The sequence below is a fragment of the Thermoanaerobacter brockii subsp. finnii Ako-1 genome, assembly GCF_000175295.2.
Taxonomy (GTDB): domain Bacteria; phylum Bacillota; class Thermoanaerobacteria; order Thermoanaerobacterales; family Thermoanaerobacteraceae; genus Thermoanaerobacter; species Thermoanaerobacter pseudethanolicus.
Genome location: NC_014964.1, coordinates 1,409,591 through 1,423,131, shown reverse-complemented (window position 1 = coordinate 1,423,131; position 13,541 = coordinate 1,409,591). Strand labels below are relative to the sequence as shown.

14 protein-coding genes and 3 pseudogenes are annotated in these 13,541 nt (G+C 31.2%); 16 read left to right on the top strand and 1 reads right to left on the bottom strand.

Annotated features, from left to right (window positions below):
• Position 1 precedes the first annotated feature (1 nt).
• Positions 2–739 (top strand): 16S rRNA (uracil(1498)-N(3))-methyltransferase, encoded by a 738-nt coding sequence (locus tag THEBR_RS07065; RefSeq protein WP_013570822.1) that lies wholly within the window; start codon positions 2–4, stop codon positions 737–739.
• Positions 740–1,382: 643 nt separating this feature from the next.
• Here the strand turns inward: THEBR_RS07065 and THEBR_RS07060 are convergent.
• A complete protein-coding gene (locus THEBR_RS07060) occupies positions 1,383–2,792 on the bottom strand; it encodes a transposase (protein WP_012269422.1) in 1,410 nt (469 codons plus the stop codon).
• Between the two features lie 150 nt (positions 2,793–2,942).
• On the opposite strand from THEBR_RS07060, the gene THEBR_RS07055 reads away from it, so the two are divergent.
• From THEBR_RS07055 to THEBR_RS12630, 15 genes and pseudogenes are all read left to right on the top strand, one after another.
• On the top strand, positions 2,943–3,362 hold the full coding sequence (locus THEBR_RS07055; RefSeq protein WP_041589953.1) for a YeeE/YedE thiosulfate transporter family protein: 420 nt from the start codon (positions 2,943–2,945) through the stop codon (positions 3,360–3,362).
• Positions 3,363–3,454: 92 nt separating this feature from the next.
• Complete coding sequence (locus THEBR_RS07050) at positions 3,455–3,694, top strand: hypothetical protein (protein ID WP_012269421.1); 240 nt, start codon at positions 3,455–3,457, stop codon at positions 3,692–3,694.
• On the top strand, positions 3,676–3,939 hold the full coding sequence (locus tag THEBR_RS07045) for a hypothetical protein (protein ID WP_156770935.1): 264 nt from the start codon (positions 3,676–3,678) through the stop codon (positions 3,937–3,939). The genes THEBR_RS07050 and THEBR_RS07045 overlap by 19 nt, the downstream gene beginning before the upstream one ends.
• Before the next feature lie 31 nt (positions 3,940–3,970).
• Positions 3,971–4,894: pseudogene (locus THEBR_RS07040) on the top strand (ISL3 family transposase); the annotation flags it as partial.
• An 83-nt stretch (positions 4,895–4,977) separates the two neighbouring features.
• The gene (locus THEBR_RS07035) at positions 4,978–5,904 is read left to right on the top strand and encodes an IS30 family transposase (protein WP_012269418.1); all 927 of its coding nucleotides are present in this window, start codon (positions 4,978–4,980) and stop codon (positions 5,902–5,904) included.
• A gap of 426 nt (positions 5,905–6,330) precedes the next feature.
• Entirely contained in the window at positions 6,331–7,764 is a 1,434-nt protein-coding gene (gene abc-f, locus THEBR_RS07030; protein WP_012269417.1) for a ribosomal protection-like ABC-F family protein, read from the top strand.
• A gap of 13 nt (positions 7,765–7,777) precedes the next feature.
• A complete protein-coding gene (locus THEBR_RS07025) occupies positions 7,778–9,490 on the top strand; it encodes an ABC transporter ATP-binding protein (RefSeq protein ID WP_012269416.1) in 1,713 nt (570 codons plus the stop codon).
• On the top strand, positions 9,487–10,281 hold the full coding sequence (locus THEBR_RS07020) for a radical SAM protein (protein ID WP_012269415.1): 795 nt from the start codon (positions 9,487–9,489) through the stop codon (positions 10,279–10,281). The genes THEBR_RS07025 and THEBR_RS07020 overlap by 4 nt, the downstream gene beginning before the upstream one ends.
• 263 nt (positions 10,282–10,544) lie before the next feature.
• The gene (locus THEBR_RS07015) at positions 10,545–11,006 is read left to right on the top strand and encodes a hypothetical protein (protein WP_244262382.1); all 462 of its coding nucleotides are present in this window, start codon (positions 10,545–10,547) and stop codon (positions 11,004–11,006) included.
• Positions 11,007–11,115: 109 nt separating this feature from the next.
• Positions 11,116–11,277, top strand: coding sequence for a hypothetical protein (locus THEBR_RS12240; protein ID WP_003868803.1), 162 nt, complete (start codon positions 11,116–11,118; stop codon positions 11,275–11,277).
• A gap of 477 nt (positions 11,278–11,754) precedes the next feature.
• A pseudogene (locus THEBR_RS07005) lies at positions 11,755–12,021 on the top strand (transposase); the annotation flags it as partial.
• Between the two features lie 30 nt (positions 12,022–12,051).
• A pseudogene (locus THEBR_RS11805) lies at positions 12,052–12,257 on the top strand (integrase core domain-containing protein); the annotation flags it as partial.
• Positions 12,258–12,538: 281 nt separating this feature from the next.
• Positions 12,539–13,135: an HD-GYP domain-containing protein gene (locus THEBR_RS07000; RefSeq protein ID WP_012269412.1), complete on the top strand. Its 597-nt coding sequence runs from the start codon at positions 12,539–12,541 to the stop codon at positions 13,133–13,135.
• A gap of 180 nt (positions 13,136–13,315) precedes the next feature.
• Positions 13,316–13,414: a chemotaxis protein CheW gene (locus THEBR_RS12790; RefSeq protein WP_353784554.1), complete on the top strand. Its 99-nt coding sequence runs from the start codon at positions 13,316–13,318 to the stop codon at positions 13,412–13,414.
• Positions 13,411–13,533: a hypothetical protein gene (locus THEBR_RS12630; RefSeq protein ID WP_013570818.1), complete on the top strand. Its 123-nt coding sequence runs from the start codon at positions 13,411–13,413 to the stop codon at positions 13,531–13,533. The genes THEBR_RS12790 and THEBR_RS12630 overlap by 4 nt, the downstream gene beginning before the upstream one ends.
• Positions 13,534–13,541 lie beyond the last annotated feature (8 nt).

Here is a 13,541-nt window from a genome sequence, read left to right as displayed (position 1 = left end):
TATGAGAAAAATTTTTATTGATAGGCAAAATATTAAAGGAGAATTTGTCTATATAGAAGGAGAAGACTTTCATCATCTGGTAAATGTCTTAAGGCTTAAAAGAGGAAATGAAATTGTTGCATCGGATGGATTAAAAGAATATGCTGCTCGTATTGAAGAGATAAAAAAAGACAAGCTTATTTTATTTTTAGAAAGAGAATTAGAATCAAATACAGAGAGTGCCTTAGAAATTTCATTATTTCAAGGCTTGCCTAAGTCAGATAAAATGGAATTGATTATTCAAAAATGTGCAGAAATTGGAGTTAAAAAATTTATCCCAGTTGTGACTCGTTATACGGTTGTAGACATAACTAAAAGCAATATAAATAAAAAAATTGCTAGGTGGAGAAAAATTAGTGAAGAAGCTTGTAAACAATCGGGCAGAACTGGGGTGCCCGAAATTTGTATGCCTATTTCCTTTGAAGAGGCTATAAATCAGGTTGATAAGTTTGATCTATGCATAATTCCATATGAAAAGGAACAAACTTCAAAATTAAAAGAGGTGCTTAAAAAGGCAAAAGGCGTAAAAAAAATTGGAATTTTTATAGGCCCTGAAGGAGGTTTTTCTCAAGAGGAAATTGAATTAGCCTTAAACAAAAGTATTAAGCCTGTAAGCTTAGGCCCCAGGATTTTGCGAACTGAGACAGCAGCCATCGCAGTTTGTTCAATAGTAATGTATGAATTAGGAGATATGGGTTAAATTATTAATAAACAAAGAACAAAAAGATATTTTCTAATGCCCTTTAGGGCATGTCAAATTGTAGATAAACTTTCGTAAAGGAGATATTTTGCATAAGGAGCAACTTGTTACAAAGCGACCCGGCACTCAAGTAAGAGAGTTTGATAAAGCAAAAATAAAAAAAACAACTATACTTACTTGAGTGCCGGGAAACTTAGCAAGACCGAGGGTGGAGGCAGGGCCGAAGCCAAGGAGGGCGGAGGCGGGCACCTTAAGGCATGGATGCCACCTGACGTAGGTACCCTGCCGGAACCTGAAGGGGAAGCTTATGTTTTGTCGCTTTGGAACATCGGAGCGACGATGCAAAATATCTCCTTTGAATATTTTTTTAACTTTGTCAACAAACTGAAAGGCTTTTTGAAGCCTATTTTTTTATAATACCATGTTATAATATAAAAAGATTTTAGGTGATTGCAAAATGAGATAAATATTAGAGTAAAAAAGTTACATTACAAGGAACAAAATAAAGAAATTACATTTTAAAGGCACGCTCAAGAGGGGAAAAGAGAAATGGAAGAAAGATACAAATTCAAAAAAGACAATACTTAACACACCTTTTTAATGTTAAAAGGTGACAAACGAATCAAAACATAAGAACAAGTCATCAAGCCAAAAGTTTTTTCAAAGATAAAGGATGTTCAAAAGTACCAAGCTTTGCAGTAATAATTAAACCAATATGTTGAGTGATAGCCCCAGGAAAAACATCAGCTTTGATTGACCTGGTATTTATGAGTTTAAAGCTATCAACAGCGATAGAACTTTTTAAAAGAGAAATAGATTTTTCAATAATAGGGCGTTTTTCATAAAGTTTGGACCACTTTTTAGAGTTACGAGGGACAACAGTGTTTTTTCTAAAATCAATGTCAAGGGTAGTATAGAATATTCTGCCACATTTAGAAGAGGTACAAGGGTTATCACATTCAAGAATATAAGTAGTTTTACCATTTAGTCTAACTTTTTTGGACATAGGGCAAAGCCATTTAATTCTGGTAGCTCTACCTTTTTCCCGAACGATGCCATCATAGGACATTTTAAGAGAAGGGTCACGGGGGCAGGTAGGGATACCATCAGAGTTAAAAGTAGGTTGAAGTAAGTTTTTAGAATTTCGAGGGATAATAGGTATTATGCCATGCTCTGAGAGCAAGTATTTATAATTATCAAAAGAATCAAACCCGGCATCACCTAAGAAGTATCTATAAGAGAAAATAGGATGTAAATTAAAGAATTCATTAAGAGAAGGGATTAAAGTTTTAGAATCGTACAAATCTTTAGACTCGGCAGCAGATTTAGCAGTATTGACATCTAAAAAATCATCGTCATAGAAACTAATATGCTGAATAATGCCTAAGCCATTAGTGAGGATGGTAGCTTTGATAGAGTAACAATAATGGCCATTAATATAAGAGAATTTAGCATCAGGATTAGAGTGAGCGAACTTAGGCATTTTAGAACAAGCATAAGAGTGGGCATCAAAATCAGGATTAGATTTAGAGAACTTTTTAATATTTCTATAAAGGGAATCAAAGAACTTAGGATTATTTTCTCTGACATAAGGTTGAAAGCCAGTAGTATCAGCGATGAGGATATTAGAAAGTGAAGGATTAATAGCCTTACAAATAGGCTCAGTTAAATTAACAAGATTATTGAAGGAATTCTCCAAATCTTTGAGGAAAATGGATTTAAATCTAGAGAATTGAGAAGGATGAGGGACTCTTTTAAAGCCACAAAGCTCTCTTAATTCTTTAGATAGCTTAAGGACAGGGACAAGGAGTTGAACAGTAGGGATAGAGAGAATTTTTTGGATAATCAAAGCAGTGAGCATAGATTCAAGAGAAAAATCTCTATGACGTCCAAAGTGGGAATAATAATGGGCGTAAAAAGAAGGCGGAATAAGTTCAGATAAATCAATAAAGGAATCAAAGAGTTTAATAAACTTGGGTTTATCTTCTTCAAAGAAGGATTGAACATCATCGTAAATATCGGAGAGAGAAAGTTGTTTAGCTTTGATTTTCATAGGATTTCCTCCATTTCTTTTTGGGATTTGGTTCTCTATATAAATTCGACGAAAGCGGGGGAATTCCTTTGAAAATATACAGCAGAATCCCTTAATCCATAAGGATTTTGGGATTCTGCAAAGACCTAAGCTATTAATTTCTTAGGAGGAATGCTTTTTAGTTATGGAACACGTTTAGCTGGTGGTTGTACTCTTAATCACCTAATTGGTGGAGTACCTCTTATGAGTATTCACTCAACTGTTACAATCATATTTATGGCTATTGGCGGAATCACAGCTTTATTCATTATGAGTAAACTAAAATTAGCAAGTTATTTTAAACATCAAGAAACACTATCTTATGTAAAGAGTAATACAAATGATCCTGTTGAATCTATTACCTATGATTCAAAATACAGATATTATAAAAATATAATCTGGTGGTTATTCTTAATATACATCATTTATTTTGCATTTGCAAATGTCTGGGGCGGAATAATTAATCCATCCTTTCTCCAATATTCTAATGGAGAAAAAATTTTACCTTTTGGTAAATCTATAGCTGATAAAGGCATATCTACGTTTTATTAACATTAATAGCTGGAATTATTGGAGGTTTTGGCCTTGCAAAAAGTGGCTATGGAACAGAGTGCGCATTGATAAGCTTAGAAACAGGCAAAAGCATGACAAAAAACGATAGTTTTTATGCAAAATTGGGAGTACCCCGTATTACAAGAATATTAATGAGGGGTTATCTACCCATAATTGGTATAGTAATTACATGGGTAATCATGTTAGCTTTTATATTAGTAGGTTGGATATTTTTTGGAGCACATCCTGGTTTTGAAGATGGAATAAAGGAACAATTAACTTTAGGCAACGTATTGGCGGATTTTTGTTGGGAATGGAAGCAGTATTGCTAATAGGTTGTGAAATTCGCACTTATATGAGAATAGGTTTAGGTTATTTAGGGTCCTGGGTTGGATTTTTAGGATTTGCTGTAGGATATTTGCCATTTACTCTTTTTTATGAACAACACATGAATTTCCTAAAGGCTACAAGAATTACTGAAACTTTTGGTTCTATAATAAATGTTGGGGTGGGGAAAAAGAAATCTATAAAAAAGAGAGCACTTATTCTGAATGCCTGCTATAATAGAAGTGGTTAAAACAACCCAACAAAAGGAGGCATCAGAATAAGTGCAAGGTAATTATATCACAAATTTCTTAAAATCTGAAGATACAATTTTGGAAGGTGTTATAGAAAATGACAACAGAATAGAGCTTCATATTAAGATGAAACAGAAACCACATATTTGTCCAAGATGCGGGGAAATAACATCTAAGATTCATGATTATAGAGTACAAAGAATAAAAGATGTACCATTATTCGGGAAACCAACAGTGATAGTACTAAAAAAGAGGAGATACGTTTGTAAACACTGTGGCAAGAAATTCTATGAACATATAGACTATTTACCACGAATGACCAGCAGATTATCTATTTACATACTACAACAACTAAAAAAACAACAAAGCATGAAAGATATATCTGAAGTTACAGGGGTATCAATTACGACTGTGATGAGACTTTTAGACACAATAGGAGTAGAACCTGATTATAAAACATTACCGGAAATTATCAGTATATACGAATTCAAAGAGAACTCTGGAGGCAGGAAATATCATTGCATTATTGTAGACCCAAAAGAAAGAAAAATATTAGATATTTTAAAAGACAGAAAACAAAAGAATCTAAGTGAATATTTCAAAAGATTTAAAGACAGGAATAAAGTAAAGTGGGTTATTATAGACATGTGGAGGCCTTTTTCAGATACAGTAAAAACATATTTCAAAGGAGCTAAAATAGCAATAGACAAATTTCATTTTACAAGGTACATATATTGGGCGATAGAAAATGTAAGAAAAAGAATACAAAAAGAGCTGCCAGACAATAAAAGAAAATATTTCAAAAGAAGCCGTAAGCTTCTTCTTGCAAAATATGATACTTTAACAACAGAACAAAAAGAAGAATTGGAAGTAATGTTCTGGTACAGTGACGACTTAAGAATAGCATACCTTTTAAAAGAAGAATTTAATGAGGTTAGTTGTATAATTAAATGCAACAGATAAAAAAATAGAAACCATAGTGAAAATCGTGTATGATATAGGTGTCAACTCAACATCATACAAGGAGGATTTTCACTATGGTTCATAATAATGATACCACAAAAAATCGTTCTTTTAAACACTTAAGTAGCTATGAACGAGGAGAGATCTATGCATTACTCAAAGAAGGAAGAAGTATTCGGTATATTGCTAAAAAACTTAATCGATCTCCAAGCACTATAAGCCGTGAAATTAAACGTGGAACTACTACACAACTTAGAAGTGATTTATCTTCTTATACAAGCTATTTTCCTGAAACCGGTCAAGCTATCTACGAAAAAAATCGTTCAAATTGCGGAGCTAAATTTAAAGTAGCTAAAGCAGAAGATTTCTTGAAATATGCTGAAAATAAAATATTAAATGAAAAATGGTCACCAGATGCAGTTGTAGGCTATTGTAAAAAAGACCCAAGCTGGAATAATAAAACCATTGTTTGTACTAAAACACTGTACAACTATATAGATAGAGGATTATTAAAAGTTAAAAACATTGATTTACCTTTAAAACTACGTTTAAAAGCAAGGAAGAAACAAAACCGTAAAAATAAACGTATTATGGGTAAAAGTATTGATTTTAGGCCTAAAGAAGTTGAAAGCCGTGAAGTTTTTGGGCATTGGGAAATAGATACGTTAATTGGCAAGAAGTCTAATGACAAGGTCCTTTTAACATTAATAGAGCGTAAGACTCGCCATGAAATAATATTACTATTGGATACAAAAGACAGTAAATCTGTTAAAGATGCACTATCAAAATTAAAAGATATGTTTGGTGACAATTTAAACAAAGTATTTAAAACAATAACATCTGATAATGGTACAGAGTTTAGTGATTTAGAAAGTGCTCTTAAGGAATATGGCATAGAAGTATATTATACACATCCATATTCATCTTGGGAAAGAGCTAAAAATGAACGACATAAGACACCTAAAGAATACTTTTATGAGGAGCTGGCAAAAATCTGTTAAGCCCATCCTTTATAAAGTATAGTGCTCACTTGTGATTTGTCAAGGGGCAGGCTTCGCCTGACTTAAACCCTTGACAAATCACGACCTCCGCTCAATTTGTTAACTAAGATGGGCTTAAGGTTATATATGATTTGTTCCAAATCCTATATCTACATGATTTTCATTAGGTGTTGCATTTAACATTGCAATTTATAAAAAATTTTACCCGAAATCATTAGTAAAATAAATGTTTTCGGGTTACATTAATTTAAAATTTGCTGCAAAACTAGGGAATAAAAACTATACAAAGATATAGTAGACATTCAAGAATTTTCATTGTATAATGGCAATAGAAAAGTTTGGTAGGTCAAGAGGGATACAAACAATAATAATGTTGTAAATTCTATTATTTGGCATCCAAAATGATGAAAAACAGGAGTGATCCTGATGAGATATATAAATATTAGTAATTTAAAGAAGTATTATGGGGATTACGAACTTTTTTCAATAGATAAATTTGAACTTTTTTCTGGTGATAAAGTTGGTATAGTAGGACAAAATGGTTCTGGCAAATCAACACTTCTAAAAATTATATATGGGATTGAGGAGTATGATACCGGAAAAGTAGATGTTAACGCACTCATTTCTTATCTTCCTCAGTATTCAGAACTGACTATTGCAAATAGTCCTGCATTGGAATCTGCAAGTGCTGGTGAGATCCAGAAATTAAGAATTAAAAGAACGCTGGAACAACCTCACGATTTATTATTGCTTGATGAACCAACATCTAATCTTGACTTGGATTATATTAATTTTTTGAAAGAGAGGTTAAAAAAAGAATCATCATTTATATTAATATCTCATAATCGTGATTTACTAAATACTTTGTGTACCTCTATACTTGAAATAGAAAATAAAAAGGTCAAGTTATATAAATGCACATATGATGAATATACACGTATAAAAGAAGAGGAGGTAAAGAGGCAAAAGTTTGAATATGAGGAGTATTTAGCGAAAAAAGAGAAGTTATATCAGGCTTTAAAAGAACAAAAAGAAAAGGAGATGAAGTTTAGCCGTAAGAATAGAAAAATTAGCAATAGCGATAGAAAGGCACAGGAATTCTCAAGTGTAGGTAGGTCCTATTCAGCAAAGCAGAAAGCCCTTGCAAAAAAAGCGAAAAGTATTCAGTCTAGAATTGATCAATTGCCTGTTGTTGAAAGACCATATGAGGCATTTCAAATAAAACCATGGTTACAACTTTATTCCCTTATTAGAAGTAGAAATAAGTATATTATCTACTCGGATTGCCTCAACTTCAGCTATGATGATGGAAAAATAATTTTTGAAAATGCAAAATTTTATATAGAAAATGGAAGTAAAACAGTAATTGTAGGTAAAAATGGCTGTGGGAAAACAACTTTACTAAATCTCATTGCGGATAGAAAATCGGAGGTTGGTATTCATATTTCGCCTCAAGTAAAAATAGGCATGCAATCACAAAATTTAAAAGAACTTGATTATAACAAAACTGTTGGTAGATATATTCTAGAGAATTCAATACAAGGGGAAAGCTTTTCTCGCAGTATTTTATATAGAATGGGTTTTCCTGCTGACAAACTTCAAAACAAAATAAACACCTTGAGCGGAGGTGAACAAGTCAAATTAAGCCTTGTAAGGCTTTTCCTTTCTGATTTTAACGTTTTAATTTTTGATGAAGTTACAAATTATTTAGACATAACTTCTATAACTGCTTTAGAAGAGTTAATCAAGATGTATCCTGGCACGATAATATGTGTATCCCATGATGTTAGATTTATTAAAAACATATCAACAAATATTCTAAGAATAAAAGATGGCAAGATATTTCAAGATACACTATAAATAGGAGGCGCATATGTGGCGTTTAATGTTTAAAAACAAGTTGATTTTTGCTATAACAATATTTTTTTTAGTTTTACGGTCAATATTTGAAGTGGGGCTTGCCATTCTTCTAAAAAATTTAATAGAAGTAGCGATGGGGCATAGTTTCAGAAAAATGATTGATTTGATGATTATAGCAATATTATATATTTGTATAGCTTCATTAATAAATTATTGTGCTGCAAAATCACGTCGCGTTCTCATAAAACGGTGTATTTCTTATATAAGAAAAAGAGGATTCGAATCAATAATGAACAGAGAGACAGGCAGATTTTACAGCTCATCAAGGTCCTATTATATTAACATTTTTACTAAAGGAATGGAGATACTGGAAAATTCATATTTTCACGTTATATTAGATATGCTTGTTGGGTTAACTCAATTCATAACTGCTGGGATATTAATATCTTTAATTAGTCCGATACTTGGAGCTTTTATTTTAACTATGTCCTTAATCCAACTAGCGATTCCTATGTTTTCAGGTAAATGGATAGATGGGTTAAATAATCAATACATGAAGGAGCACAATAAATTTATTGGAGAATTGAATGAACAATTGGGTGCATTTCATATTGTGAAAAGGTTTAAGTTATTAGGCATAATGATTGGAAAATATCAAATGAAAAGCAGCGAAGATTTGGAAAAGAGATATAAATTAGATTTAAGTAAGTATTTACTGAATGAGCTTTCTTTTTTATTGGGACAGATTATGTTTGTAGGTACCTATTGTATAGGTGGAGTTTTAGCAATGAATAGAATCATTTCTGTAGCTGATATAGTTGCCGCCTCGCAGCTAATGACCTATGTGGCTTTTCCGTTGATGAGGTCAAGCAATTATTTAGTGGAAATTAAATCATGCAAAGAATTGAGAGATGAAATTCATGAGATTCTTGATACTAACTTTCCTGACGAGGGAGAATTTCTAAATAATGACAAGAGCAAAATAGATGAATGGGATAAAATAACTATTAAAGGGCTGTCATTCTCGTACAGTTCAGATACACCGGTGATAAAAAATCTTAATTGTGAATTTGAAAAAGGGAAAAAGTATGTTATTGTTGGAAAAAGCGGATCAGGGAAAAGTACTCTCCTAAAAATTATTGCAAAAATGTATATGGGATATACAGGGGAATGTCTGATTGGAAATAACGAGCTATCAAATATAAACGAAAAGGATTATTATGATATTTTAAGTATGGTTGATCAAGAAACATATATTTTTGATGCGACATTAAAGGAAAATGTCACCTTATTTAGCAAAGACTTTTCAAACGAAGATGTTATAAATGCTTTAACAGAAGCAGGAATGAGTGAGTTTCTAAAGAAAATTGACTATAATCTGCTTTTACCTTTAGGAGAACAGGGGAATTCATTATCTGGAGGGGAAAAACAAAGAGTTTCAATAGCTAGGGTTTTCTTAAGAAATCCTCAGATAATTTTATTTGATGAAGGAACTTCAAATTTGGATAATGAAACTGCTGGTGAAGTTGAAGAGGTTTTAATGAATAAAGATAATTGTACCGTTATAGCTGTCATGCACCGATTAAACTATCATACTATGCAGATGGTGGATGAAATACTTGTAATGGACAATGGGGAAATCATTGAGAGAGGGACATATGATGAATTGTACAACAGGAAAGGGTTCTTTTATACTTTGACTATGGAGGGAGAAGAGGTTTTATGAAATTATCAAAATATTATAAAAAACTACAAGTGGATGATGGAGTTTATGCTATATATAATTCTTTGATAATGGATGTTATCTTTGTAGATAATGATGAGCTTGAAAGGATTGAACATCTATTAGTTGTTAATAGGGATGAATTGGTAATTCTTTTGGAGGCAGGGATTTATATATATGATGACGAGACTGACAATCATGCTTTAGAATTGAAACGTAATACTTTAAAAATGAGAATGGGAAAGGTCAATACAATATATATTATTCTTACAAACGCTTGCAATCTTAGATGTACATACTGTGCTGTTAAAAATATTGCAGATAAAGAGCAATTTTCTGAAGTGGAGTATTTAAAAATGGATGTTATTGATAAATTTATAGAGGGATATATGAGATATGCAATTAAAGAAGCCGTAGAAAATGTAGACATTATTTTTTATGGTGGAGAGCCATTATTAGTGTGGAATAGTTTGGCTTATTTTATTCAGAAAACTGAAAAAAGTAAGATAAAATTTAGTTATTCTATTGTGACTAATGGAACACTGCTTACAGAACAAATGGTAAGGTTCTGCAAGGAACATGGAGTAAATATAGGTATTTCACTTGATGGACCTAAATATATTAATGATATGAGCAGAGTATTTTCAACGAATAAGGGAAGCGTTTATGATATAGTAATAAAAAACCTCGAATTACTGAAAAAGAATGGGGTTAGAGCTACCCTGTCTATAACAATTTCATTAGAAGTTATTAATAATAAAGAATCATTTCTTGATTGGTTAGATAGGATTTAAAATTAGATATCCTTGAGCCTATCGTGCAATTTATTATTTCTGAAGGGACAAATTGCATACTCTCATTTATTTACGGCTACCCATTTGAAGAAGAAGAAGATTTAGAAGCTACTTTGCAAACAATATTTAGGATAAAACAATTAGAACGAAAAGTTTCAGATAAAAGAACCGTCACAATACAACTGCATAGGCTCACTTTCCTACCAGAAACGGATATTGCAGAATTGCAATATGATAAACTTGAGTATGAAGGCATTAATACAATGTCATACTTTGATGAAAATGTTGTCATTCCCGATGAGATAAAAGAACTAATTCAAAATAATAAAAGAGGATTTTTAAATTGTTATAATCTGAAAGAAAATATGAGCAGTTTTCGAATTCATTTGGGAGATTTTGTATGCTTTTTATTTGATGAAATGTACTACATTTATCCTTTAACTATTGATAAGTTGATTGAGGCGAATGAATTTAAAATACATTCTCTCTTAGAAGAATTGTTCGCTATAGAAGAGGAATGTTTTTTGGAATTATGTAGGTTTCACAACCTTTATTTCGGAAGCGATAAAGAATTAATAATGTGTGAAGTGTTTTATGATTTGATTAGTAGCCTTATTAATAATAACAATAGATATATTGCGGTTTCACCTGTTCTTGATAAAGAACATCTTGGTGCGATGAAGAATTATGATTATAAGACATCTATACAAAATGATACTCGGTAAGAGATAGTTTTTTATTTTGTAAAAACTGGGGCAAAAAAATTCAAGACACTTTGAAGTATTGCATGCTTTGAGGGGATGGAAAATTAAGAGGAGAAAGGAAAGAAAGAAAATGAAAAGGATTAAAAGTTCTACTTTGGCTTTTAATGGTACACTCAAATGGAGATTTGAAACAGTTGATGATATTATTTCATTACATGCTATTGTCTCAGATGAGACAATTTATATAACTTCTGTGGACCACTACCTCATTTATGCAATAAGTAATAAATAGAGGATTTTAGAAGGTCTATAGTTTTATATGTGAAGGCATTTAAAAATGAAAATAAAGTTAGATAAATTTATATATGAACTATTGGGACTGTTCTCCTTCATTACTTAAATTTACTGTTATGCACAATGCTTGTAAAATTAAAAATGGCACGTAATTCTATGTTGGGAGAAAAATTCCTCTATGGGAGATTATGGAATTTAAAGAGGGGATGTATCCAACTAGCAGTAGTACGGGGCATACTATGGTAGTTCGAGGATATGAATACTATGCTGACACTTATGATAAAGTATATTTATTAATGGATCCCAATATCGGTTATGTATCAGTTAAAGGACAAACATATTCAAGGGATTGTGTTTATGTAATCGGTGGTTTCAAGTATTTGGTGTTAGTATATTATTGTAGACACTTTAACACGAACAGGATAAAATAAAAATATAAAGAGAGTAGTGTCTACAAAATACCAAGAGGACAAAGTATAATGATGAATTCAAGAATACTATAGTAGAGTTGTATAACCATGGTAAAAGTCTATCAGAGCTTTCAAGCGAATATGGCATCTCAAAATCCACAATATCAGGTTGGTTGAAAAAAGCAAAACCAATAAATATAGACAACAAGGGCACAACAATTACAGTAGCAGAATGTCATGCTATGTTAAAAAAGATGGCAAGGCTTGAAGAGGAGAATAAAATATTAAAAAAGCCATGGCCATATTTGCAAAGGAGTAAACTCTATATTTGAGTTTATCGAGGAAAATAAAAAATATTATGATGCTCTTATGATAATGCGTGTATAGAATCTTTTCATGCTTCTTTTAAAAAGGAAGAAGTAAATTTAGCTACTTACTATGATTTTGATACTTCCCGACTTGCTATATTCGAGTATATTGAATCCTGGTATAATAGAAAGAGACTACATAGTAGTATAGGCTATAGACTTTGCAACAATTTGAGGATTTAATTAAAAAGTCAGCATAAAAATTCCGAGTTTTTGTGTCTACTATATTGACATAAATCCAGATAGTTTTAAAGCTTTTTAAGATGCATGGAGAAAATTGCATAATTTTTTTTTTTTTTTTTTTTTTTTTTTTTTTTTTTTTTTTTTTTTTTTTTTTTTTTTTTTTTTTTTTTTTTTTTTTTTTTTTTTTTTTTTTTTTTTTTTTGAAGTATTTTGAATTTTTTGTCGAATTATAATAATTTAATAATAATTATAGCAAGATGGAAATTTATGAAAAACTATCATATAAGGATGATGTAAGATGAGACCAAATAATCTAAATGATTGTTATTTAATAAGATATTTATTGAAAAAACTTAAGTATCATCATTATACAAGCTTCTTACATAGTGTAAGAGTAGCTAGACTTACAAAGTTGGTTTCTGAAGAATTGGAATTATCACAAGAAGAGAAAATTCTAAATTGTAAAAGTGCTCTTTTACATGATATTGGCAAATTTATAGTTCCCAAAGATATCCTCAATAAACCTGGGAAACTTACAGAGCTTGAATATGATATTATAAAAATTCACCCGCTATATGGCAATGAGATATTAAAGTTTTTTCCTTCTTTAAAAGATCTTATCCCGGGAATGCTTTATCATCATGAAAGACTTGATGGTTCTGGCTATCCATTTGGCTTAAATGATTTTCCGTTGGTTGCACAAATAATTGGAGTTTGTGATTCATTTGATGCCATGACAACGGAAAGGCCTTATAACAAAGGGAAAATTAAAAATGAACAGGAAGCTATATTAGAGTTAAAAAACCTTCCACGAAAATATAATATTTTCGTTGTGTTATCATTGGAAAGAGCTATTAAGAAAAGAGAAAGTGGTGTAAAAAAAGGAATCTCTTAGGTACAATTGTTTTTATATATCTAGTTATTTATACTTAATTTTAATTAAAGAAAAGGTGGTGACGTATCTGCAATTTATAAAGTAATATCCAATAATACAAAAACTAAAACGTAGAAAGGAGAAATAAAATGATAGAAAAACAGTATGTTATTTTTCTTTTAAATAGCGAAGAGTAGGGTATTGAAATTTATAAGGATTGAGGAAATAACAAAATATGAAACACCTATAAAAATTCCTGGCATGCCTTCGTATATAGAAGGTGTAATTAATCTAAGATGAGAAAATCTCAAATATATTTCCGGTTTAGCCAAAAAGAAGATAAAGTTATAATACTTATTGATCCCATATCTGTAATAACAGAAGAAAAAGAAAGAACTGTAGAAAAAGTTGCGGGTTGAAAGCCAAA